The organism is Gymnodinialimonas ulvae (assembly GCF_037543845.1).
Taxonomy (GTDB): domain Bacteria; phylum Pseudomonadota; class Alphaproteobacteria; order Rhodobacterales; family Rhodobacteraceae; genus Gymnodinialimonas; species Gymnodinialimonas ulvae.
Map to the genome: position 1 here is coordinate 629,344 of NZ_JBBIFX010000001.1, position 23,101 is coordinate 652,444.

Annotated in this window: 19 protein-coding genes and 1 tRNA gene; 10 read left to right on the forward strand and 10 right to left on the reverse strand. The window is 63.1% G+C overall.

Going from position 1 to position 23,101, the window contains the following annotated elements:
* The first annotated feature begins 2 nt into the window (after window positions 1-2).
* Both V8J83_RS02995 and V8J83_RS03000 read left to right on the forward strand, forming a co-directional pair.
* Entirely contained in the window at window positions 3-944 is a 942-nt protein-coding gene (locus tag V8J83_RS02995; RefSeq protein WP_339983340.1) for a tyrosine recombinase, read from the forward strand.
* A gap of 100 nt (window positions 945-1,044) precedes the next feature.
* Window positions 1,045-2,373: an HlyC/CorC family transporter gene (locus V8J83_RS03000; RefSeq protein WP_339983342.1), complete on the forward strand. Its 1,329-nt coding sequence runs from the start codon at window positions 1,045-1,047 to the stop codon at window positions 2,371-2,373.
* A gap of 222 nt (window positions 2,374-2,595) precedes the next feature.
* Here the strand turns inward: V8J83_RS03000 and V8J83_RS03005 are convergent, their stop codons facing one another.
* The 4 genes from V8J83_RS03005 to fabI form a co-directional block, all read right to left on the reverse strand.
* Window positions 2,596-2,967, reverse strand: coding sequence for a hypothetical protein (locus V8J83_RS03005; protein ID WP_339983343.1), 372 nt, complete (start codon window positions 2,965-2,967; stop codon window positions 2,596-2,598).
* Window positions 2,968-3,252: 285 nt separating this feature from the next.
* Window positions 3,253-3,771 (reverse strand): xanthine phosphoribosyltransferase, encoded by a 519-nt coding sequence (gene gpt / locus V8J83_RS03010; RefSeq protein WP_339983344.1) that lies wholly within the window; start codon window positions 3,769-3,771, stop codon window positions 3,253-3,255.
* Complete coding sequence (locus tag V8J83_RS03015) at window positions 3,768-4,388, reverse strand: LysE family translocator (RefSeq protein ID WP_339983345.1); 621 nt, start codon at window positions 4,386-4,388, stop codon at window positions 3,768-3,770. The genes gpt and V8J83_RS03015 overlap by 4 nt, the downstream gene beginning before the upstream one ends.
* Window positions 4,385-5,197, reverse strand: coding sequence for an enoyl-ACP reductase FabI (gene fabI / locus V8J83_RS03020; protein ID WP_339983348.1), 813 nt, complete (start codon window positions 5,195-5,197; stop codon window positions 4,385-4,387). The genes V8J83_RS03015 and fabI overlap by 4 nt, the downstream gene beginning before the upstream one ends.
* Window positions 5,198-5,335: 138 nt before the next feature.
* Between fabI and pdxH the strand changes: the two genes are divergently transcribed.
* The 8 genes from pdxH to modC all read left to right on the forward strand — a co-directional run bounded on the left by pdxH (window position 5,336) and on the right by modC (window position 14,445).
* On the forward strand, window positions 5,336-5,956 hold the full coding sequence (pdxH, locus tag V8J83_RS03025; protein WP_339983350.1) for a pyridoxamine 5'-phosphate oxidase: 621 nt from the start codon (window positions 5,336-5,338) through the stop codon (window positions 5,954-5,956).
* Window positions 5,957-6,124: 168 nt separating this feature from the next.
* On the forward strand, window positions 6,125-6,643 hold the full coding sequence (locus V8J83_RS03030) for a cold-shock protein (protein WP_339983352.1): 519 nt from the start codon (window positions 6,125-6,127) through the stop codon (window positions 6,641-6,643).
* Window positions 6,644-6,710: 67 nt separating this feature from the next.
* Window positions 6,711-7,190 (forward strand): DUF192 domain-containing protein, encoded by a 480-nt coding sequence (locus tag V8J83_RS03035; RefSeq protein ID WP_339983354.1) that lies wholly within the window; start codon window positions 6,711-6,713, stop codon window positions 7,188-7,190.
* 112 nt (window positions 7,191-7,302) lie between these two features.
* Window positions 7,303-7,379, forward strand: a tRNA-Pro gene (locus V8J83_RS03040).
* A 571-nt stretch (window positions 7,380-7,950) separates the two neighbouring features.
* Window positions 7,951-11,625 carry a vitamin B12-dependent ribonucleotide reductase gene (locus V8J83_RS03045; RefSeq protein WP_339983356.1) on the forward strand — a complete coding sequence of 1,225 codons (3,675 nt, stop codon included), beginning with the start codon at window positions 7,951-7,953 and terminating at the stop codon, window positions 11,623-11,625.
* Window positions 11,626-11,982: 357 nt separating this feature from the next.
* Complete coding sequence (modA, locus tag V8J83_RS03050; RefSeq protein WP_339983358.1) at window positions 11,983-12,711, forward strand: molybdate ABC transporter substrate-binding protein; 729 nt, start codon at window positions 11,983-11,985, stop codon at window positions 12,709-12,711.
* On the forward strand, window positions 12,708-13,409 hold the full coding sequence (gene modB / locus V8J83_RS03055; protein ID WP_339983360.1) for a molybdate ABC transporter permease subunit: 702 nt from the start codon (window positions 12,708-12,710) through the stop codon (window positions 13,407-13,409). Before modA ends, modB begins: the two co-directional genes overlap by 4 nt.
* The gene (gene modC, locus V8J83_RS03060; protein ID WP_339983362.1) at window positions 13,402-14,445 is read left to right on the forward strand and encodes a molybdenum ABC transporter ATP-binding protein; all 1,044 of its coding nucleotides are present in this window, start codon (window positions 13,402-13,404) and stop codon (window positions 14,443-14,445) included. The genes modB and modC overlap by 8 nt, the downstream gene beginning before the upstream one ends.
* Before the next feature lie 41 nt (window positions 14,446-14,486).
* On the opposite strand, the gene V8J83_RS03065 is transcribed toward modC, so the two are convergent.
* The 6 genes from V8J83_RS03065 to miaA all read right to left on the reverse strand — a co-directional run bounded on the left by V8J83_RS03065 (window position 14,487) and on the right by miaA (window position 23,100).
* Entirely contained in the window at window positions 14,487-16,574 is a 2,088-nt protein-coding gene (locus tag V8J83_RS03065; protein WP_339983364.1) for a dipeptide ABC transporter ATP-binding protein, read from the reverse strand.
* 175 nt (window positions 16,575-16,749) lie between these two features.
* Window positions 16,750-18,201, reverse strand: coding sequence for an ABC transporter permease (locus V8J83_RS03070; RefSeq protein WP_339983366.1), 1,452 nt, complete (start codon window positions 18,199-18,201; stop codon window positions 16,750-16,752).
* A 13-nt stretch (window positions 18,202-18,214) separates the two neighbouring features.
* Window positions 18,215-19,303: an ABC transporter permease gene (locus tag V8J83_RS03075; RefSeq protein WP_339983368.1), complete on the reverse strand. Its 1,089-nt coding sequence runs from the start codon at window positions 19,301-19,303 to the stop codon at window positions 18,215-18,217.
* Between the two features lie 168 nt (window positions 19,304-19,471).
* A complete protein-coding gene (locus V8J83_RS03080) occupies window positions 19,472-21,127 on the reverse strand; it encodes an ABC transporter substrate-binding protein (protein WP_339983370.1) in 1,656 nt (551 codons plus the stop codon).
* A gap of 244 nt (window positions 21,128-21,371) precedes the next feature.
* Window positions 21,372-22,178: a helix-turn-helix transcriptional regulator gene (locus tag V8J83_RS03085; RefSeq protein WP_339983372.1), complete on the reverse strand. Its 807-nt coding sequence runs from the start codon at window positions 22,176-22,178 to the stop codon at window positions 21,372-21,374.
* 55 nt (window positions 22,179-22,233) lie between these two features.
* Window positions 22,234-23,100: a tRNA (adenosine(37)-N6)-dimethylallyltransferase MiaA gene (miaA, locus tag V8J83_RS03090; RefSeq protein WP_339983374.1), complete on the reverse strand. Its 867-nt coding sequence runs from the start codon at window positions 23,098-23,100 to the stop codon at window positions 22,234-22,236.
* Between the last annotated feature and the right edge of the window lies 1 nt (window position 23,101).

Here is a 23,101-nt window from a genome sequence, read left to right on the forward strand (position 1 = left end):
GAATGGCCGGTCCCGCCCATGATGCCGATTGGATCGCACTCTACCTTGATGCGGCGGCGGCGGAGCAGGGCGCGGCGCAGAACACGTTGTTGGGCTATGGTCGCGACTTGAAGGATGCGATGGGATGGCTTGTGACGCGGGGCGGGTTTGCGGGTGCGGATCGCGCCGGTCTGGAAGCCTATATCGCGAGCCTTGAGGCCGACGGGCTGGCCCCGGCCACCCGCGCGCGGCGGTTATCCTCGTTGAAACAGCTTTATCGCTTTGCGCATGAGGAGGGCTGGCGCGCGGACAATCCGACGCTGCAGATCAGCGGGCCTGCGCGGGTGCGCAAACTGCCCGGCACGCTGAGCCTGGAGCAGGTCGATGCGCTTCTGGCAGCCGCAGAGCGCCACGGCCGCACGGATCCCGAGCGGTTGCGCACCAAGTGTTTGATGCAGATCCTTTATGCCACGGGCCTGCGGGTCACGGAGCTTGTGTCGCTTCCGATCAATGCGCTGCGCGGGGATCCGGCGATGTTGCTGGTGAAGGGGAAGGGGGGCAAGGAACGGATGGTGCCGCTTAGCCCTCCGGCGCGGGCTGCGGCGGCGGCTTGGCTGGCGCATCGCGAGGCCGAGGATACGCAGGCGCACGCCGAGACGGGGGCAAAACCCAGCCCCTTTGCGTTCCCCTCACGCGGCAAGGCGGGGCACCTGACACGGGTGCGGTTCTTCACCTTGATCAAGGAGCTTGCGGCGGCGGCGGGCCTCGACCCGGCGGAGGTCACGCCCCATACGTTACGCCACGCATTCGCGACGCATCTGTTGCAGAACGGCGCAGATTTGCGGGCGATCCAGACGCTTCTGGGCCATGCGGATATCGCGACGACCGAGATCTATACCCATATCCTCGATGAACGGCTGAAGGCGCTGGTGCTTGAAAAGCATCCTCTGGCGCGCGACGGGTAGGCGGCAGCCGCCCTTCCTCCGGCCTGCGGCTGTCCTCGTGGAGGTGCTGTTTTTCGCGGGTTGACTTGAACGGCGCGGGCTGCGGCCCCATAACCCGGAAATGGAAAATGAACTTCCCCTTCCGGAGCCATCGGCGCTGGCCGACCCGACAAATTGGATCATCGCCGCGGTGATCGTGTTCCTTTTGATGTGCTCGGGCTTCTTCTCGGGCTCGGAGACGGCGTTGACGGCAGCCTCACGGGGCAAGCTGCGTTCGATTGCCGGGCGCGACAGCGGCCCTGCGAAGGGGGCGCAGCGGGCGTTGGATTTGAAAGAAGACAACGAGCGGCTGATCGGCGGCATCCTTCTGGGCAACAATCTGGTCAACATCCTGGCGACGGCTTTGGCGACGGCATTGTTCACCGCGATCCTCGGCGAGGGGGGCGTGGCGATTGCGACGCTGGTGATGACGGCGCTGGTCCTGATCTTTGCGGAGGTGCTGCCGAAGACCTACGCGATCAACAATCCCGAGACATCCGCCGCCCGGATCTCGCGGCCAATCGGGTTGATCATTGCGGTGATGGCGCCGGTTGTGGCCGTTGTGCGGGTCATCGTGCGCGGTGTCTTGCGGCTTTTCGGGACGCGGATCGAGGCGGGCGACAACATGTTGTCGGTCAAGGAAGAGATCATGGGCGCGTTGTCGATTGGCCATGAAGAGGGCTCGGTCGAGAAAGAGCAGCGCGACAGGCTTCTGGGCGCGCTCGACCTGCATGAGCGGACAGTGGAAGAGATCATGCTGCACCGCTCGGGTATCGAGATGATCGACGCCGATGCCATGCCCGAGGCGATCCTGACGCAATGCCTGCAAAGCCGACACACACGGTTGCCGGTGTTCAAGGACGAGCAGGAAAACATCGTGGGCGTGGTCCATGCGAAGGATCTCTTGCGGGGCATCGATAAACTGACGCGGGGCGAAAAGGCCAAGGGATTGGGGGCGTTCGACATCGCGGAGGTGATGATGAAGCCCTATTTCGTGCCCGAGACGACAACGCTGGATGATCAGATGCGGCAATTTTTGCGACGGCACACGCATTTTGCGCTGGTCGTCGATGAATATGGCGCGCTGGCGGGGTTGATCACGCTGGAGGACATTCTCGAAGAGATCGTCGGTGAGATCACCGATGAGTTCGACACGCCCGATGCGCCGGTCTTGAAGGCCGACAGTGCCGGCAATTACACGATCGAGGGCGGCATGACGATCCGCGACCTGAACCGGGCCGCCGATTGGACGCTGCCCGATGACGAGGCCAACACGGTTGCGGGGCTGGTGATCCATGAGGCGCAGACGATCCCGTCGCCGGGTCAGTGCTTTGCATTCCACGGATTCCGGTTCGAGGTTGCAGAGCGGCAGCAAAACCGTCTGACGAAGCTTAAGGTGCGGCGGTTGTGAGGCCGGTTGCAAGGTTGCAACCTTAGGTTAAGGTGTTGAAAACTTGAGAAGAAGGATTTCTTCTTAACGTTTCAGGAACCATGTTCTCGCGACGCATCGCGCGGTTTCCCCGATCGCGCACTTTGGGCCACCAAACGCAGCGCCCAACCTGCTCCGCGTGGGTGGAGAGCAGGTTGGGCACGACAGCCCGTTTGGTGTATTGGTGGCCGCGCTTTGCGGCGTTTACGCAACCTGACAGGCTGCCTGCGCATCAAGGTTCTTCTCAGCGAAGCGCTTTGGCAAGGCGCGGCGCAGGATATCCGCGGAAATCGGAAGCTCTTCTTGTGCCGCCGCATTGAGGTCACGGTTGCCCTTGGTGCACGTTTGCGGCTGCATGAACGCGCCGGCCTCTGGTGCCGAGACCGTGCGTTCCGCGACCGGCTCTGCGACATCCGGCTTGCCAAAAGCTTCCATGATCAGAGGTTTCGCCAAGGCGTCCGGCGATTTGCGCGCCGGCCTCGGTATGGCGTGGCGTTCGATTTCCGCGCGGTCCCTCACACGACAGTTTTGAAACCTCGTGAGCTGCGCGTCCTCCTCCACCTCGGTGATGTCCACGATGGTGTCGAAGCGGGTGTATCTCTTCTCTTCGATCACATCGAGAGACGGTTTGTTCGGCGAACCGAGCGATTTCAGAAGTCCAAGCATTAACCTATCCCCAAGCTAACTGACCTGAACATCGGCCGCGAACTTGCTCGGAGGATGGAGAAAGTTTGTCTTTAATTTGACCGAATTTTCGACGGACCGACCTGTGCGATCGACGCCGTGCAGGCAGTGTCGCTTGTTGGTGTTCGGGCGGCAGGCCGTGCCTTGGAAAATCGGTCTGGCTTGGGGCGGTGTGGGTCAATCCGTACCGCGATAGGGCTCCACATATTGCAGGGCCATGTCCCAGGGGAAGAAGATCCAGGTGTCCTGACTCACGCCGGTGATGAAGGTGTCAACCATCGGCTCGCCCTTGGGCTTGGCATAGACGGTCGCGAAATGCGCCTTGGGATAGAGCGCGCGCACCAGCTCCAGGGTCTTGCCGCTGTCGACGAGGTCATCGACGATCAGAATCCCCTCACCATCGCCCATCAACTCGGCATCGGGGGATTTCAGGACCTCGGCCTCGCGCTGCTGATCGGCTTTGCCGCCCCCGGCGTGGTAGGATTTCACCGCGATCGTGTCGACCGTGCGGATGTCCAACTCGCGGCTGACGATCATCGCGGGCGCCATGCCGCCGCGTGTGATCGCGACCACGGCGCGCCACGCGCCATCGTCGGGGCCGTGGCCGTCGAGCCGCCACGCCAAAGCGCGCGCATCACGGTGGATCTGATCCCAGCTGACGTGGAAGCCTTTTTCGTGGGGGAGCGGTGTGATCATGGTGAGCCTCGTTCAAGGAGCAATCGCAGGCCAAGCGCGCCGAGGACGCTCGCCGCAATGCGATCAAAGATGGATTTGGCGCCGAGATACCGCGCCCGCACCGCCGCCGTCGAGAGGGCAATGGCCAGAAGCGGCTGAACACTCAGTTCAACCGCAAGGTGGTTAAGGAATATCAGGGCCTTATCCGCCGTTGTTAAACCTTCGGGGAAGATCACAACAATCACCGCAGCGGCGAAGAGCACGGATTTCGGATTTGCGAGATTGACCAGCAGGCCCTGCCGGAAGGCGTGGCCCCGGTTGGCGTCAGGCGCACAGCCCGCGGGTGCACAGGCATGGCGCCAGGTTTGCACCGCGATCCAGATGAGGTAGGCGGCGCCGCCGAGTTTCACCGCCGTGTAGGCCCATGGGAAAAGGGCAAAGAGTGCATCGAGGCCGAGGAGGGCTGCCAGCGTCCAGAGGGATGCCATGAGCCCAAGGCCTGCCGCCGCTGCGAGGCCTGCCCGGCGGCCTTGGGCCATCGAGGTGCGGATCAGGAACAAAAGTGAGGGACCGGGCGATGCGATGGCCGCGAGCAGGGTCGCGTTGAAGGCCAGGACATGCACCCAGTTGATCGTCATTCGCCCTTTTTCTCAAGCGTCATGTCGGGGGCTTCGGGGTTCTTCATGCCAATGACGTTGTACCCGGCATCGACGTGGTGCACCTCTCCGGTGACGCCAGAGCCCAGATCGGAGAGCAGGTAGAGCGCAGATTTTCCGACCTCGTCCTGGGTGACGGTGCGGCGCAGGGGGGCGTTGTTTTCGTTCCACTTCAGGATGTAGCGGAAATCGCCGATGCCTGAGGCCGCGAGCGTCTTGATGGTGCCCGCAGAGATCGCGTTGACGCGGATATTGTCGCGCCCGAGGTCTTCGGCCAGGTACATGACGGAGGCCTCAAGCGCGGCCTTGGCGACGCCCATGACATTATAATGCGGCATCACGCGTTCCGCGCCGGAATAGGTGAGCGTCAAGAGCGAGCCGCCGTTGGGCATCATCTTTTCGGCGCGTTGGCAGACGGCGGTGAAGGAATAGACCGAGATGTCCATCGTCATGGCGAAATTCGCCGAAGAGGTCTCCACATAGCGTCCGCGTAGTTCGTTTTTATCAGAAAAACCAATGGCATGGACGACGAAGTCCAGGCTGCCCCACGCGTCTTTAAGCCGCTCGAAAAGCGCATCGAGCGAGGCGGGATCGCCGACATCGCAGGGAACAACCAGCGAAGAGCCCACCTGTTCGGCGAGCGGACCCACCCGTTTCAGGAGCGCGTCGCCTTGGTAGGAAAACGCCAGATCCGCGCCCTCGGCGGCGAGTGCCTTGGCGATCCCCCAAGCGATGGATTTATCGTTGGCGAGGCCCATGATCAGCCCGCGCTTGCCATCCATCATGCCCATTGGTGCTGTCCCTGTCCCTTGACTTCTTCTGGCCTGTCGTAGGCGATTGGCCGCAGGGCTTCAAGATGGCCTGCCCCTTGCCGGGCCGGGGGGGTGGGGATAGCTGACAGTGCAGGTTACAACACGGGGGGGATGGCTATGGCTGTTCGGGACGGCATTTTCGCAGGCGACGATCCGTTCGCGTTGGCGCGTGATTGGCTGGCGGAGGCCGAAGCGACAGAGGTGAACGATCCCAATGGTATTGCCTTGTCGACGGTGGATGGCGCAGGCCTGCCGAATGCGCGCATGGTGCTGTTGAAGGAGATCGAGGTGCACGGCGGCGGTCGGGGCGGCTTCGTATTCTACACGAATTACGACTCCGCCAAGGGGCAAGAGATCGCGCAGGCCGGCAAGGCCGCGTTCGTGATGCATTGGAAGTCGCTGCGGCGGCAGGTGCGGGTGCGGGGTTTGACCGAGCGGGAGGATGGCGCGCAGGCGGATGCTTATTTCGCGTCGCGATCCCTCAAGAGCCGGTTGGGCGCCTGGGCCTCGCGGCAGTCGCAGCCGCTGGCCAATCGGGCGGCGTTGATGGCGGATGTGGCGCGGGTCACGGCGCAGCACGGCACGGATCCGGCGCGGCCGCCGTTTTGGGGCGGAATTCGGATCATTCCTCTGGAAATCGAGTTCTGGGCCGATGGTGCCTTTCGGTTGCATGACCGGTTCCGATGGACCCGCAACGATCCGAATGCGGATTGGGAAGTGACCCGTCTGAACCCCTGAGTCGCGTTAACGTTTTGGCGTTGTTGACGTTAACGTTACCTCGCTATGGGTGTGACCTATTTACAATTTCGTGCTACGTGAAAATGTAATACTTTGTAACGCAGGTGTTTTTTAAGCTTGTTTCTGCGCGCGGCATCGTCACGATGGGCCGTGAGTAGGGAGCTTGTTATGCAAGTAGCGGACGGGACACCGCAAGCGGACGCGGTTGTCGGCCATGTGAAGTGGTTTGATGCCAATAAAGGATTCGGATTCGTGCTCGCCGATGATGGTGGGCCGGACATCCTTTTGCATGCGAACGTGTTGCGCAATTTCGGACGTGGTTCGGTGTCGGAAGGCGCGCGTGTCATGCTGCGCACGCAAGAGACCGGGCGCGGATTGCAGGCCACCGAAGTGATCTCGATCGAAGCTCTGCCCGAGGCGGAGCCAGACGAAGAAGGCGCCGGTATTGATCTTCCAGATGTGACCGACGTGCCCCTTGTTCCGGCGCGCGTGAAGTGGTTTGACAAGGGCAAGGGCTTCGGTTTCGCCAATGCCTTCGGCAATGCGGACGATATCTTCGTGCATGTCGAGGTGCTGCGCCGGTTCGGGTTCTCCGAGCTGCAGCCGGGCGAAGCGGTGTCCTTGAAGATTGTGGATGGTCCCCGCGGGAAACTTGCGGCGGAAATCCGAACCTGGGATCACACCTGAGGGCAGGCCTTTGCGCGGGCGGTTGCCCGGATCGCCCCGAGATGGGGCGCGCGCGGAAAGGCTGGCCATGAAATTCATCACTATCCTGTTCGGAGTGCTTCTTGCGTTTGGCACGCTCTCGCCTGCTCAGGCGGCGTGCAATGACAGCCGCGTGGAGTTGCGCGGCGAGTGGGGCACGGCGCGAATCCGCGTGGCGCTGGCCGATACACCGCAGGAGCGCGCACAGGGTCTGATGCATGTCGAGGAGATGCCGCGGTTGAGCGGGATGCTGTTTGTCTACGAGCGGCCTCAACCGGTGCGCTTTTGGATGGAGAACACGCTGATCCCGTTGGACATGATTTTTGCCGGGCCAGATGGCGTGGTGCGTCACGTCCACGAGAACGCGATCCCGCTCGACCGCACGGGCATCCCCGGCGGCAGCGATGACATCCAGTACGTCCTGGAAGTGAATGGCGGTGTGGCGGGGGATTTCGGCATCGCCGAGGGCACGCAGATGCGCCACCCGTCCATCAACCAAAACCGGGCGGCCTGGCCCTGCGACGAGTAGGGATTGCCGCGGTTGGTTCGGCCACGCGTCGCGGTGCGCGTTTCGACGCGCGTGAAGGCTTGCATGAGGACTTGCGCAGAGCCCCGTTTGCCCGATAAGACGCCGCCACGGTCGGGGCGTGGCGCAGTCTGGTAGCGCACCTGTTTTGGGTACAGGGGGTCGTGAGTTCGAATCTCGCCGCCCCGACCATTCCTCTAAATGTAGTGGCAAACGTTAACACTGGCGCAGGATGTTGCGATCGGTGGCGCTTTCTGTGGCGAAAAGACGACATGTTGTAGGGGCTGATCCGACCTGTGAGAAAATTTTTTGCCGTGCGCCGGGTTAATTTTCCTTCATGCGATACATGCGGAAAATCGCCTATCTAGGCCGTAAATAAAGAAAACATCTACATCTTGAAATTGTTAACATCGACAGGGGAATCGGGGCCGATCTGACGCCTGTCAAAATGCAAGGGATTTTTGGCGAAAAACCGTTCAAAAACCCGTTGACCAGATAGGGTCGGACACGTCAGGTTGTGTGGGCCGGGTCAAGCGCCACCACATATAGCGCACCCCGGCAGGGGCAGAGGGTTACTTCCTCAGCAACACAATCAAAGCGCGGTCGAGCAGCGGATGCAACGTCATTCGATGGACGGCTTTGTGCGGGCAACCGGCAGCGGTGGCCCATTTGAGCGAACGGTCAGAGGGCAGACGTCCCTGGCAGGCCGGACATATTTTGAACAGGGGGTCCGGACCGGGACCCGGGCGACGATGAGGCAACCATGAAAATTGACCGCAGATTTACCCGCGACGGAGCAGACCTGTACGCGGACCTCGACTTCACCACGACGACCTCGGAGATCCGTAATCCCGACGGCACAGTTGTGTTCAAGCTCGACAATGTGGAAGTCCCGCAGGGTTGGAGCCAGGTCGCCTCGGACGTGATCGCGCAGAAGTATTTCCGCAAGGCGGGTGTGCCCGCCGCGACGAAGCCCGTGAAGGAAAAGGGCGTGCCCGCATTCCTTCAGCGCCACGTGGCCGACGAAAAGGCGCTGGAGGCTATGCCGGAAGATCAGCGTTATGGCGGCGAGACGTCCGCCAAGCAGGTCTTCCGGCGCCTTGCCGGTGCCTGGGCATACTGGGGCTGGAAGGGTGGTTATTTCACCGCCGAGGCCGATGCGCGTGCCTATTTCGACGAAATGCAGCTGATGCTGGCGCGCCAGATGGCCGCGCCGAACTCGCCGCAATGGTTCAACACGGGCCTGCATTGGGCCTATGGCATCGACGGCCCGGCCCAAGGCCACCATTACGTGGACTACAAGTCCGGTAAGCTGACGAAATCCACCTCGTCCTACGAGCATCCGCAACCGCATGCCTGCTTCATTCAGGGCGTGAAGGACGATCTGGTCAATGACGGCGGGATCATGGACCTTTGGGTGCGTGAGGCGCGTCTGTTCAAATATGGCTCGGGCACCGGCACGAACTTCAGCCACCTGCGCGGTGAGGGCGAGAAACTGTCGGGCGGCGGCAAGTCGTCGGGCCTTATGGGCTTTCTCAAGATCGGCGACCGCGCGGCGGGCGCGATCAAGTCGGGCGGCACCACACGCCGCGCGGCCAAGATGGTGATCGTCGATGCGGATCACCCCGATATCGAGGATTTCATCGAGTGGAAGGTGCTCGAAGAGCAGAAAGTGGCCTCCATCGTGGCGGGCTCCAAGATGCACGAAAAGATGCTCAACGGCATTTTCGCAGCGATCCGCGAATGGGACGGCAGCCTTGAGGATGCCGTGGACCCCGCCAAGAACCCATCGCTGAAATCGGCGATCCGCGAGGCCAAGAAGGTCGCGATCCCAGAGACTTACGTCAAGCGCGTGCTGGATTATGCCAAGCAGGGCCACACCTCGATCGAGTTCCCGACCTACGACACCGATTGGGACAGTGAGGCGTATAATTCCGTCTCCGGCCAGAATTCCAACAACTCGATCCGCGTCACCGATGCCTTCCTCAAGGCGGTCGAGAACGACGAGACATGGGAATTGATGAACCGCAAGGACGGCTCGGTCGCCAAAGAGATCAAGGCCCGTGACCTGTGGGAAAAGGTGGGCCATGCGGCCTGGGCCTGTGCCGATCCCGGCATCCAGTACCACGACACCGTCAACGCGTGGCACACCTGCCCGGAAGATGGCGAGATCCGTGGATCGAACCCGTGCTCGGAATACATGTTCCTGGACGATACGGCTTGTAACCTGGCGTCGATGAACCTGCTGACGTTCTATTCCAACGGCGTCTTTGATGCAGAAAGCTACATGCATGCGACGCGGCTTTGGACGCTGACGCTGGAAATCTCGGTGATGATGGCGCAGTTCCCGTCGAAGGAAATCGCGCAGCTGAGCTATGATTTCCGCACGCTGGGTCTGGGCTATGCCAACATCGGCGGGCTGCTGATGAACATGGGGTATTCCTACGACAGCGCCGAGGGCCGTGCCCTTTGCGGCGCGCTGACCGCGATCATGACCGGTGTGGCTTATGCGACCTCGGCCGAGGTGGCGAGCGAGCTGGGGCCGTTCGACGGCTATGCCAAGAACCGCGAGCACATGCTTCGGGTGATGCGCAACCACCGCAACGCCGCCTACGGCAAGTCCGATGGCTATGAGGATGTGAACGTGAACCCGGTGGCGCTCGACCACGGCAATTGCCCTGATCAGACGCTGATCGGGCTGGCCAAGCAGGCCTGGGACGAGGCGCTCACCCTCGGCGAGCAGCACGGCTACCGCAACGCACAGGCCACGGTGATCGCCCCCACGGGCACGATTGGCCTGGTCATGGATTGTGACACGACAGGCATCGAGCCGGACTTCGCATTGGTGAAGTTCAAGAAGCTGGCCGGTGGCGGATATTTCAAGATCATCAACCGCTCGGTCCCCGGCGCGCTTGAGGCGATGGGCTATTCGTCCAGCCAGATCGAGGAAATCATCGCCTATGCGGTCGGTCACGGCACCATCGGGCAGGCGCCGGGCATCAACCACACCAGCCTCATCGGGCATGGTTTTGGCCCGGCAGAGATCGAAAAGATCGAAGCCGCCCTGCCGCAAGCCTTCGACATTCGCTTCGTCTTCAACCAATGGACCCTTGGCGCGGAATTCTGCACCGAGACCCTTGGCATCCCGGCGGACAAACTGAACGATCCCACCTTTGACCTGCTACGGCATCTGGGCTTTTCCAAAGCCGATATCGACGCCGCGAACGACCATGTCTGTGGGACCATGACCTTGGAGGGCGCGCCGTTCCTCAAAGACGAACACCTGTCCGTGTTCGACTGCGCGAACCCCTGCGGGAAAAAGGGCAAACGCTTCCTCAGCGTCGACTCGCATATCCACATGATGGCGGCGGCCCAATCCTTTATCTCGGGCGCGATCTCCAAGACGATCAACATGCCGAACAATGCGACGATCGAAGATTGCCAGAAGGCATATGAGCTGTCGTGGTCGCTCGGTGTGAAGGCCAACGCGCTTTATCGCGATGGCTCGAAACTGTCGCAGCCGCTGGCCGCAGCGCTGGTTGAGGATGATGACGAGGCCGCCGAGGTGCTGGAGAACGGCACCACGATGGAAAAGGCTCAGGTCGTGGCAGAGAAGATCATCGAGAAGGTGGTCATTAAGGAGATCATCAAGGCGCACCGCGAAAAGCTGCCCGAGCGCCGCAAGGGGTATACCCAGAAGGCGATCGTTGGGGGCCACAAGGTCTACCTGCGCACCGGGGAGTACAAGGACGGCAACCTTGGCGAGATCTTCATCGACATGCACAAGGAAGGCGCGGGCTTCCGGGCGATGATGAACAACTTCGCCATCGCGGTCTCGGTCGGTCTGCAATACGGCGTGCCGCTTGAGGAATTCGTGGATGCGTTCACCTTCACCAAGTTCGAACCCTCGGGGATGGTGCAGGGCAACGACTCGATCAAGAACGCCACTTCGATCCTCGACTACATCTTCCGCGAGCTGGCCGTGTCCTACCTTGACCGGACCGACCTGGCCCATGTGGCCCCGGAAGGTGCGAGCTTCGACAGCATCGGGCGCGGGGCAGAGGAGGGCGTATCCAACGTCACCGAAGTGCCCGACAGCCGCGGCTCGGACCCGCTGGAAGTGCTCAAACAGGTGGCCTCGACCGGCTATCTGCGCAAGCGCGCCCCGCAGGAGCTGATCGTGTTGCAGGGCGGGGCCGATCCGGTCGCCGTGCTGGAGACGCTGGTGCCCGAGACGTCGAATGGCGGTGGGACCATGGCGGCGGTCACATCGACCACCGCAGTGACCACCGGCACCGTCGAGATCGACGCCCGTACCAAAGCCAAGATGCAGGGCTATGAGGGCGAGGCGTGCGGCGAATGCGGCAACTACACCCTGGTGCGCAACGGCACCTGCATGAAGTGCAACACCTGCGGCGGGACGTCGGGGTGTAGCTGAGGAGATTAATGCCCGGCACCGGCCCGATTGCGGGCTGGTGTTGGGACAACAATCGGATGCGCGTCCCTCACCGTTCGCGCATCTGTACCAACGGGGTGGGACCCGCGAAGTCTTCGGTTTTCGCTACATCCCACTCCAAGAGTTTTCATTGGAAAGCTCTTGGTTTCCGGGGTGGGTGCGCTCACCCTTGGCGCGGATCAGGCCGCAGGCAGAAAACACGGGCAGTTAATTATCAGAGCCTGATCAGCGAAACTGGGGTCCCTTCGGGGGCCCCATTCTTTTTGGGCGGAGGGCCGCTTGGGGATGTCCGCACCACGCGCTCTTGCCGCCCCGACCGCCCCACGCAATAGTCGCGCCATGCGCTGGCCCTGGCTTCTTTCCCTGTTCCTGATCTCACCCGCGTCGGCGGAGGATATCACGGTGTTCGCGGCGGCGAGCCTTGCCGGGCCGCTTGATCGCGTGGCGCACGCCTTCACCGCGCAGACCGGCCACGAGGTAACGCTGTCCTACGCAGGCTCGTCGTCCATCGCGCGGCAGGTCGAGCAGGGGGCCCCGGCGGATGTGGTGTTCCTGGCCAACATCGACTGGATGGACCATCTGGAGGCCGCGCAGGCGATCCGCCCCGGGACCCGCCGCGACCTCCTTGGCAACCGGTTGGTGATCGTGATGAACACCACCCACCTCGCCGATGCGGATGTGCCTCCCGGGATCGGCGACGGGCGCATTGCCATGGCGCTGGTCGATGCGGTTCCTGCGGGCATATATGGACGGATGGCGTTTGAGGCGTCGGGCGTTTGGGACGCCTTGCGCCCGCAGGTGATCGAGACGGACAACGTGCGCGCGGCGTTGCGTCTTGTGGTCCTGGGCGCGGCACAGACCGGGGTGGTTTACGCGACCGATGCGATGGCGGAGCCGGGGGTGGCGGTGATCGAAACGCTGTCCGCCACGTTGCATCCGCCCATTGTCTATCCGGCCGCGTTGACGCCGCATGCCCCGGAGCCGGGGCGGGCGTTTCTGGATTGGTTGGCAGGCGATGCGGCGCGGGCGTTGTTTCGCGACGCGGGTTTCGCGGTGATTGACGAATGACCGGGTGGCTCGGGCCCGCGGAATGGCAAGCGGTGGCCCTGTCGCTGCGCGTGGCCGTGGTCGCGACGCTTCTGAGTCTGCCATTGGGAATTGCGGTCGCCTGGGTGCTGGCGCGCAAGCGCTTCCCGGGACATGCCGTATTGAACGGGGTGGTGCATCTGCCGTTGATCCTGCCGCCGGTGGTGACGGGGTATCTTCTGTTGATCTCGTTCGGTCCGCAGGCCGGGTTGGGCGGATGGTTGGAGGCGATGGGCTTGGGCGTTGCGTTCCGCTGGACGGGGGCGGCGCTGGCGGCGGCGATCATGGCCTTTCCGTTGATGGTGCGCGCGATCCGTTTGGCCCTTGAGGCGGTCGATCCGGGGTTGGAGGAGGCGGCGGCGACGCTTGGCGCGTCGCGCTGGCGGGTGTTTTACTCCGTGACCCTGCCGCTGATCGCGCCGGGGGTTTTGACGGGGGCAATCCTCGCCTTCGCCAAGGCGATGGGCGAATTCGGTGCGACGATCACGTTCGTGAGCAATATCCCTGGCGAGACACGCACGGTGCCCTCGGCGATCTATGCCTTCCTGCAGGTGCCGGGTGGTGAGGCCTCGGCCTGGCGTCTGGTCATCGTGTCGGTCGTGATCGCGATGGGAGCGTTGTTGGCCTCCGAACTTCTGGCGCGCCGGGTGGCGGCGCGGATCGGGGGGCGCGATGCTTGAGGTTTTGATCCGCCATGATTTCGGCGGTTTCCAGCTTGATGCGGCCTTTGAGGCGCCTGCGGGCGTCACGTGCTTGTTCGGTCGGAGTGGCGCAGGAAAAACCAGCGTTGTCAGAGCGGTGGCGGGCCTTCTTAATGCGGACGAGGCGCGGATTGTGATTGGGCGGCAGCGGGTCGACCCATTGCCTGTGCACCGACGCGGGATCGGCTATGTGTTTCAGGAGCCGCGCCTGTTTCCGCATATGGATGTGCGCGGCAACCTCAGTTATGCGCGCGCGGGGGCGGATGCGGGCCCAGTGGTCGAGATGCTCGGCATCGGCCATCTTCTGGACCGGCGGCCTGCGGATTTGTCGGGCGGCGAGGCGCAGCGTGTGGCGATCGGGAGGGCGCTCCTGAGCAAGCCGCGTCTGTTGCTGCTGGACGAGCCATTGGCCGCGCTGGACGAAGCCCGCAAGGCCGAGATTTTGCCCTATCTCGAACGGGTCCGCGACGCCGCCCGCGTGCCGGTTCTGTATGTGTCGCATTCCGTGGCCGAGGTGGCGCGACTGGCCACGACCTTGGTCGCACTGGAGCAGGGCCGTGTCGTGCGCGTCGGGCCGGCGACAGAGCTGCTGTCCGATCCCGACATCGCGCCGGTCATCGGCATCCGGGACGCGGGCGCGCTGGTGACGGCGCGGGTGGTGCGCCACCATGACGACGGCTTGACGGAATTGGCCTGCTCGGGCGGGGCTTTGTGGCTGCCGCATGTCGCCGCCGACGAAGGCGCGCAGGTCCGTGTGCGGATTGAGGCACAAGATGTGATGCTGTCGCGCGCCCTGCCCGAGGGGATATCGGCGTTGAACGTTCTGCCCGTGCGCCTCAGCGCGCTGCGCGACGGCGACGGGCCGGGAGTGATGGTGCAGGTGGTGGCCGGTGACGACCGTTTGCTGGCCCGCGTCACCCAGAGATCCGCAAAAGCAATGGGGCTTTCCGAGGGGTGGTGCGGCTATGCCGTGGTAAAATCCGTTGCCGTCGCGTCCGGAAATGTCAGCCGCTAGGGCGCGTCTAACTTATTGATTTTCAATAATAAATATCCCGTTTATTCGGCCGCGATCTTGATGACGGGTTCCATTCGCGCAAGAATATCTTCAGCGAGGTGGCATTTGATCTGGTGTCCATCGGCCAGCGTGCGTAGGGGCGGAACCTCAGTGTCGCACAGGCCGCCGGGTACGTCGGACTTCCAGCGGCAGCGTGTCTGGAACGGGCAGCCAGGGGGCGGGTTCATCGCCGAAGGGATGTCACCGTCGAGCACGATATGCTTCTTTTCAATGGAGGTGTCCGCGATCGGAACGGCGGACAGAAGCGCCTCGGTGTAGGGGTGATAGGGCGGGCTGAAGACCTGCTCGGTGTCGCCCAATTCGACCACATGGCCAAGATACATGACCATGACGCGGTCGCTCAGGTAGCGCACGATCGACAGGTCATGGGAGATGAACAGAAGCGTGGTTTTCTCGCGGCGCTGGATCTCCATCAGAAGATCCGTCACTGCGGCTTGGACCGATACATCCAACGCGCTAACCGGTTCATCTGCCACGACAATCTTGGCGTCACCGGCGAAGGCGCGGGCGATGCCGACGCGCTGTTTCTGGCCGCCGGACAACTGCCGGGGCATGCGGTCGGCGAAGGCTCGGGGAAGTTTTACTAAATCGAGGAGCTCCAGCATCCGCTCGCGGCGCTCGGCCTCGTTCTTGCCGATCTTGAAGATTTCAAGCGCGCGGATGATCTGGCGGCCCACGGTCATCGAGGGGTTCAGCGTGTCGAACGGGTTCTGGAACACCATCTGCACATTCGACACGGTCGCGGTGTCGCGCTCTTCGATGGGGGTGTTGCCGATGGATTTGTTGCCGAGGGTGATTTCGCCATCGGTGGCCGTCTCAAGCCCCATCAAAACCTTCGCGAGCGTGGACTTGCCGCAGCCGCTTTCGCCCACGATGGCCAGCGTCTCGGATTCGCGTGCCTCAAACGTAAGTGTCTCGTTTGCCTTGACAACTTTCTTGTCGCCGCCGCCGAAGAGCGCGTTTGCCGCGACCTCGTAATACTTCTTGAGGTTGTCGATCTTGAGGACCACGTCGCCGATCGTGGCCTTTTCGGTGGTGGCGGCCAGTTCGGGCGGGGCGTTCCAGTCGATCTCCGCAAAGCGCAGGCAGCGGCTTTCGTGGCGGTCGCCGTGGGCGACGTCGAACATCGGAATGGCGTCAGCGTTGCAGCGGCCTTCCTCGAAATAATTGCAGCGGGGGCCGAAGTTACAGCCCGGCGGGCGCTCGTGCGGCAGGGGGAAGTTGCCCGGAATGGCGATCAGCGGGCGGGCATTCTTGTCAGCGCCGGGCAGGGGGATCGAGCGGAACAAAGCCTGCGTATAGGGGTGCTGCATGTTGTCGAAAACATCGGCGATGCGGCCCGTTTCCACGGCCTCGCCGGAATACATCACGCACAGCCGATCACAGGTTTCCAGCACCAGCCCGAGGTTGTGAGAGATGAACAGCATCGAGGTGCCGTATTTCTCGCCCAGACCCTTCACGAGGTCCACGATCCCGGCCTCAACCGTCACGTCGAGCGCGGTGGTGGGCTCATCCAGGATCAGCAAGGAAGGCTTTGACATCAAGGCCATAGCGATCACGATGCGCTGCTGCTGACCTCCGGAAAGCTGGTGCGGATAGCTTTTGAGCATACGTTCCGGGTCGGGCAGGCGGACGTCGGTGACGACGCCGAGGGCCATCTGATAGGCCTCGTCCTCGGACTTGCCTTCGTGGATCATCGGCACTTCCATGAGCTGCTTGCCGATGCGCATGGCGGGGTTCAGGGAGGCCATGGGTTCCTGATAGATCATGGCGATCTCGGAGCCGCGCAATTCGCGAAGCTCTTCCTGGCTCATCTTGTTGAGGTCGCGGCCCTTGAACTTGATCGTGCCGCCGACAACGCGCCCGTTCACGCCGAGATCCTGCATCACGCCAAGCGCCACGGTGGATTTGCCGCAGCCGCTCTCGCCCACAAGGCCCATCGCCTCCCCGGGCATCACGGTGCAGGAGAAATCCATAACGGCGGGAATCTCGCGCAGGCGGGTGAAAAAGGAGATCGAAAGGTTTTCGATTTCCAGGATCGGGCCGTCATAGGGTGTGCGATCTGCCATGTTAGATTTCCTTAAGTGACGGGCCAAAAGGCAGGTGAATTTTTCTGTAGTTTATTTGTAGTTTTTCTGTAGTGCATCGCGGCTTTTTTTGGGGCCAGATCCGACCCGGCGGCACGTTTCCAGCCGGGTCTGGACCTTGGGGATTGGCCCGCCACGCCGATGGGCGTCAGCGGCATCAATCCTTCAGGCTTTCTTCGCGCAGGCCATCAGCCAGCAGGTTGAGGCCAAGCACGAGCGACATCAGCGCCAATGCGGGCGGCAGGGCCGGGTGCGGATATACCGTCAGAAGGCGGCGGCCTTCGTTGATGGTGGACCCCCAATCCGGGCTTTCCGGCGAGAGGCCCAGGCCGAAGAAGCCCAAGGTGCCGAGAAGGATCGTGGTGTAGCCGATGCGCAGGCAGAAATCGACGATCAGCGGCCCGCGCGCGTTGGGCAGGATTTCCCACAGCATGATGTACCATGGGCCTTCGCCACGGGTTTGGGCGGCGGCCACGTAGTCGCGGGTCTTCACATCCAAAGTGATGCCGCGCACGATGCGGAACACGGTGGGCGAGTTCACGAAGACCACGGACACGAACACGATCAGCAGGTTGCCGGGGATGTTGAACAGGTCGAGAGACTCGGGCCAGAAGCGCACGGCCGATTCCGTATCGGCGCGATCGGAGATCAGCGAGAAGTAGAGCCAGAAGCCGATGATGGCGGCGATGGCCACGAGGATGTTCCGGGTCATCGGCTGCGTGTGGTAGCGCGAGTTGAACAGCACCACGAGGAAGATGATCGGGAACAGGAACAGGACCATCGACATGTATTGCGGCACGCCCGCCTGCACGATTTCCGGCGTCACCAGCAGGTAGAAGAGCAAGATGACGGGGAAGGCGAGGACGAGGTTGGCCACGAAGGTCAGGATCGTGTCGAGTTTTCCGCCGACGTAGCCCGCAGGCAGGCCAAGCGTGATACCGACCATGAAGGCGAAGAGGGTGGCGAGCGGTGCGATCTGCAGCACATAGGTGGAGCCCAGGACCATGCGCGAGAAGACATCGCGGCCCAGGCGGTCGCCGCCAAAGAGGTAGTGGGTGTATGCCTCGCCCTCCGGCGTGGGGGTGCCGGGGAGTTCGTTGCGCATCGAGCTGATCTGATCGAGGGCGTCGAAGGGGGCGACCCATGTGGAAAAGATCGCGGTGAAGACCCAGAACATCACGAGGCCAAAGCCGACCATGCCGATGGGGCTGTCGAAGAGTTTGCCGTAGAGGCCGAGCTTGCGCTTGAAGGTGATCGAGACGGCGAAGGTCACGATGAGCGCGACCCAGACCGGCAGGAAGCGCGCGCCGGCGGCGCCGATGATGCCCTTCTGTTCGGGCGTGGGCAGCACCAGGCCGCCGATCACGAAGCCCAGGCAGCACAAGAGGAACAGGATCACCGCGTATTTCATCGTCGCCAGTGCGTAGTCGGCGGGCGTGTGGGTGATCGCCATGGTGCCGTCGGCGTTGAGTTCCAGTTCGCCGGGGCGCACGCCCGCGAGGGTGAGGACGAAGTTTGTCAGGAAGCCCACGACGAACATCACCACCGCCACGAGGATCAGGGGGGTGAGGAAGCTGCCGAATTGGCCGGTCCAGGTAAGAAGGTCCATGTCTGTGATCTCCTTACGCGATACGGATGCGGGGGTTGAGGAAAACGTAGCCGATATCGGAGATCAGCTGCGTCACGAGGACCACGAAGACCGCCACGATGGAGCAGGCCAGAAGCAGTTCGATGTCGTTGTTGGAGGCGGCCTGCACGAGGGTCCAGCCGAAGCCGTTGTAGTTGAACAGCGTCTCCACGATCACCACGCCGGTCAGCAGCCACGGGAATTGCAGCATGATGACGGTGAAGGGTGCTATGAGCGCGTTGCGCAGCGCGTGTTTCATCACGATGTTGCGGAAGTTCACGCCCTTGAGGCGCGCGGTGCGGATGTATTGCGCGGTCATGACCTCGGCCATCGACGCGCGGGTCATGCGCGCGATGTAGCCCATGCCATAGAGCGCGATGGTCACGACGGGCAGGGTGAAGTTCCAGAAGGTGATGTCGTCCATCGCGGAGCGGGCCGAGCCCAGGAACAGCGTGCCGCCGTCGATCCAGCCCCAGCTTTCCAGAAGCGGCGAGAGGCCTGCCTGTGACGAGGCCAGGAGCACGATGAAGATCACGCCCGAGACATATTCGGGTGTCGCGGTGGAGGCGATGGAGACGGTGGAGAGGGATCGGTCGAGCCGGGAGCCCTCGCGCATGCCTGCCAGCACGCCGATCAGCAGCGCCGCAGGCACCATGAGCGCAAAGGCCCAGAACATCAGGATGCCGGTCAATTGCAGGCGTCCGCCGATGATCTCGCCGACCTCGGCATCGGAGACTGTCGAATAGCCCAGGTCGCCCTGCAAAATGCCGCAGAAGCGCGGCGCGTCTTCGGGGTTTGTGTCAAAATCGATGCAGCGGCCGGTGATCTCTCCGGTTTCGGCATCTTCGCGGGTCCAGCCGGGCACGATGCCCAACCATTCGCCGTAGCGCACGATCAGGGGGCCGCCGTAGCCGTTGCGGTCAAGCCAGGAGACAACTTCGGTGTCGGTCATGCGGGCATTGCCTTGGGTTTTCGCGAGCTTTTCGAGGTTCGGGAAAAGGTTCGTGAGAAAGAAGACCACGAAGGTCAGGCAAAGCGCGGTCAGGATCATCACGCCTACGCGGCGCAGGATGAAGGCTGCCATATCGGTTGGTCCCCTGTGGTCTGGGCGGCGCGGCTGCGTGGTGGTCGCGCCCCCTGGATGTGACTGTCCGGTCTTGGTTCGTGCGGGCCGGATCAGCCGTGGGCGGTTTGGTGCACCGCCTATCAGAAAACCGGCGCCCCCGAGGGAGCGCCGGTCAAACCGTTCAGATCAGGCCGAGAAGCCGAGATAGTGGACGTTGATCTCGAACTTGGTATGCATGTCCGCGTTGACCACATTGTCCTTGTGGTGCCGGAACAGCGAGCGCCAGTACGGCTGGATCGTGACGCCTTCGGTCTGCATGATCGTCTGCAGCTGCGCCATGATCTCACGGCGGGCGTCGGCATCCTGAATGCCGTTGGCCTCGGTCAGAAGCGCGTCGAACTCGTCATTGGCAAAGCCGGACTCGTTCCACGGCACACCGGAGCGGTAGGCGAGGTTGAGGATCTGCACGCCAAGCTCGCGGTGGTTCCAGTTCGTCGAGCTGAACGGGTAGGTTGTCCAGTCGTTCCAGAAGGTCGAGCCGGGGATGATCGTCCGCGTCACGTTGAAACCTGCGTCGCGCAGCTGCGCGCCGACGGCATCGGTGGTGTTCTTGCGGTAATCATCGTCGATGGAGACCAGCTCGAACTCGAAATCGGCGTGACCGGATTCCTCAAGCAACGCACGCGCGCCTTCGGGATCGAAGGTCTGCGGGGGAAGCTCGGCATATTCGGGGTGGATCGGGCAGACGTGGTGGTTTTCCGCCGTCACACCCTGGCCGTTGATCCCGAGATCGAGGCAGACCTGATTGTCGACGGCCATGTGGATCGCCTGACGCACACGCACATCGTCGTAAGGTGCGTTGTTCTGGTTCGGGCGGATCACCACGGTGGCCGCGGTCACAACCTCGGACTGGGTCCAGCCGATGGCCGAGAACAGATCCACGAATTCGCCGACCGTTTCGTAGGTCATGTCGAATTCATCGGCTTCTGCGCCGGCGAACCATGCGGCGGGATCCTGGCCCAGGTCGACGAAGACGATCTCGTCGAGATAGGTGTCCCGCCAGTAGGTGTGGCCTTCCTTGCGCACGAGGCGGGCCTGAACACCGACTTCGTATTCGGCGATTTCATAAGCGCCGGTGCCGATGCCGTGGTCGGCGGGGTTGGTGCCGATCATGTCACGGTGCTGGATCGCCGACGGATAATCCGCCACGCCGGGCACGAAGGTGATGTCGGGGTTCGGGTAGGTCACGCGGACGGTGAAATCGTCAACGACTTCGATCGCGCCTTCGCGGGCCACGCCGGTTTCCGCATCGACCAGTTCCCCCATGCGGGTGGCCATTGAGTTGCCTTCCACGGTGGTGTCGCAGAACCCGATCAGGTTCGCGGCCACGTCGTTGGCATCGAAGGGGTCGCCGTTGTTCCAGGTGATGCCCTGGCGCACGTTCAGCGTGTAGACGGTGGCGTCGTCATTGGCTTCCCAGCTTTCCAGCAGGATGCCTTCGAACGTGCCGTCGTTGTTGTACTGGATCAGGTATTCGAGGAAGCCGCGGGTGACGTTGGCCATCTGCGACCAATCGAAGGTGCGCGGGTCTTTGAGCGCGCGCACTTCCTGCTGGATGCGCAGGGTGCCACCGGCGGCGGGCACGGCGCGGTGGCCGTCGGCGGATGCGGGCGACGCACCGATCAGCGAATAGGCGGCAGCGGCGGACAGGCCAAGTGCCGTGGAACGCACGAGAAACTCGCGGCGGTCGAGTTTGCCGGCCTTATGCTCGGCTGCATACATTTCGGCGACCGGATGGGTCGCCAGGCCTGCTTCGGCCTCAACGTGAGTGAAGTCTTTCATCTGCGTCGTCTCCCTGTGACGTCTTGATATGTTTTGTTTGGGTGAGCTCGTTTTCGCGTTGCACGACCTGGCGCACCCTCAGTCGCATTAGCAACCGGATTGTCCGTGGGCGTCAACGGCTAGTTGCGCCCGGAAATTGCTTGTTTGCGACATCGATGCGCAACAAAACCGACATTGCCCCGAGATGCAACCTTGAAGAAGTATACAGCTGACCCCATGGCACAGGCGCCGCATGCGGCCCGGATCAATGCGTCAGGCGCGGCTTGCGGAAGGCCTTGGGGGTCTGCCCGACCGCCTGGCTGAAGGCGCGGGTAAAATAGGCGGCGGAGGAAAAGCCAAGCTGCTCGGCGACTTCGCGGGCGGGCAGATCGGTGTCGAGGAGCAGGCGGCGCGCCTCGTACATGATGCGTTCGTTCAAGAGCGCAAGCGCGGGCCGTCCGGAGGCATCGCGGCAGACGCGGCTGAGGTGGGTGGGGGTGACATGCAGGTCACGGGCGTAATCGGCCACGCCTTTGCCGGTGCGAAAGCCGTGTTCCATGCGGTCGGCGAAGACCTCGACCAGTTTGTGCGACCGTTCGCGCCCGGTCACGCCTTCCTGCCGGGCCAGTTCGCGGGTCATCCAGGCCGAGATCAGAAGCGAATAGGCGGTCAGGGCGCGGTCCATGGCGGGGGCCTGCGCGGCCAGTTCGCCTTCGATCTTTTCGATATGCGAGGTGACGGCGGCCTGGCTTTCGATGTTCGACACGCGCAGGTGGAACGGCAGGTCGGGCAACGTCAGGCTGTTGTCGGGCGGCAGGCAAAGCTCAAGCCCCTGGGTCTGCGCGGCCAGCTCAAGCGCCATGGGCACGCGGGCGGGCACGAAAACGGCCGTGTTGGGCCCGTAGCCGCGGGTGATGCAATTGACGGTCACGCGTCCCTGGCCGCGGGTGATCCAGTAAAGCCGGGCGCGCGGGGCGGAATGCAGCAGTTCAAGCTTCCACTTGCCCTGCATGCGCAATTTGCCGAGGGAGGCCACGGAATGGGCGATGGGGCGACGGTTGGTCTCGAACATGGGCCGCAGGGTAGCCGTCGGGCGGGTTGGCGCAAGTGCAAAGCGGGTGGGCGGCTCAGGGCAGCGAAATGTGAGTCCAATCGGCCATATTCGAGCGGAACCAGGTCCGTTGGCGTTTGGCGTATTGGCGGCTGGCGATGATGGCGGCGTCGCGGGCGGCGTCCAAGGTCATCTGCCCTTGCAGATGGGCGATCAGCGCGGGCGCGCCGATGGCCTTGGCCGCCCCGCCCGCATGGGGCCAGCGGGGCAGGTTGGCGCGGGCCTCCTCCAGCGCGCCCTGGGCCAGCATCTGGTCGAAGCGGCGGGAGATGCGATCGGCGAGCCAGTCGCGCTCGGCGTTGAGCAGGAGGGCGGTGGTGCGGGCAAGCGGCAGGGCGGGGGGCGGGGTCTGATCCTGCCAGTGCGACAACGGCGTGCCGGTGGTGCGCGAGACCTCCCAGCCGCGCTGGATGCGGGCGCGGTTCTGGCGGTCGATGCGCTGCGCGAGGGTGGGATCGTCGCGGTCGAGGTCGGCCAGCAGGGTCGCGGTAGGCAGGGCATCGGCGGTGGCCCGGATGTCGGGCGGGGTGAGGGGGATTTCGGCCAACCCCTCGGTCAGCGCGCGGAAGTAGAGCCCGGTGCCGCCGACGATGACGGGGTTGTGCGGCAAGAAGGGCGTAACCTCGCGGAGCCATTGGCCGACGCTGTACTCGGCCTCGAACGGGACATGGCCGAAGAGGTGATGCGGTGCGGCGGCCTCTTCCTCGGGCGCGGGGCGCGCGGTGAGCACGCGCCAGCCGTCATAGACCTGCAGCGCGTCGGCGTTCACGATGGACCGGTTCTGCGCCTGTGCGATGGATATCGCCAAAGCGGTTTTGCCCGACGCGGTCGGCCCGGCGATCAGGACCGGCAGGTCAGGGGATATTTTATCGATGTATATCAAT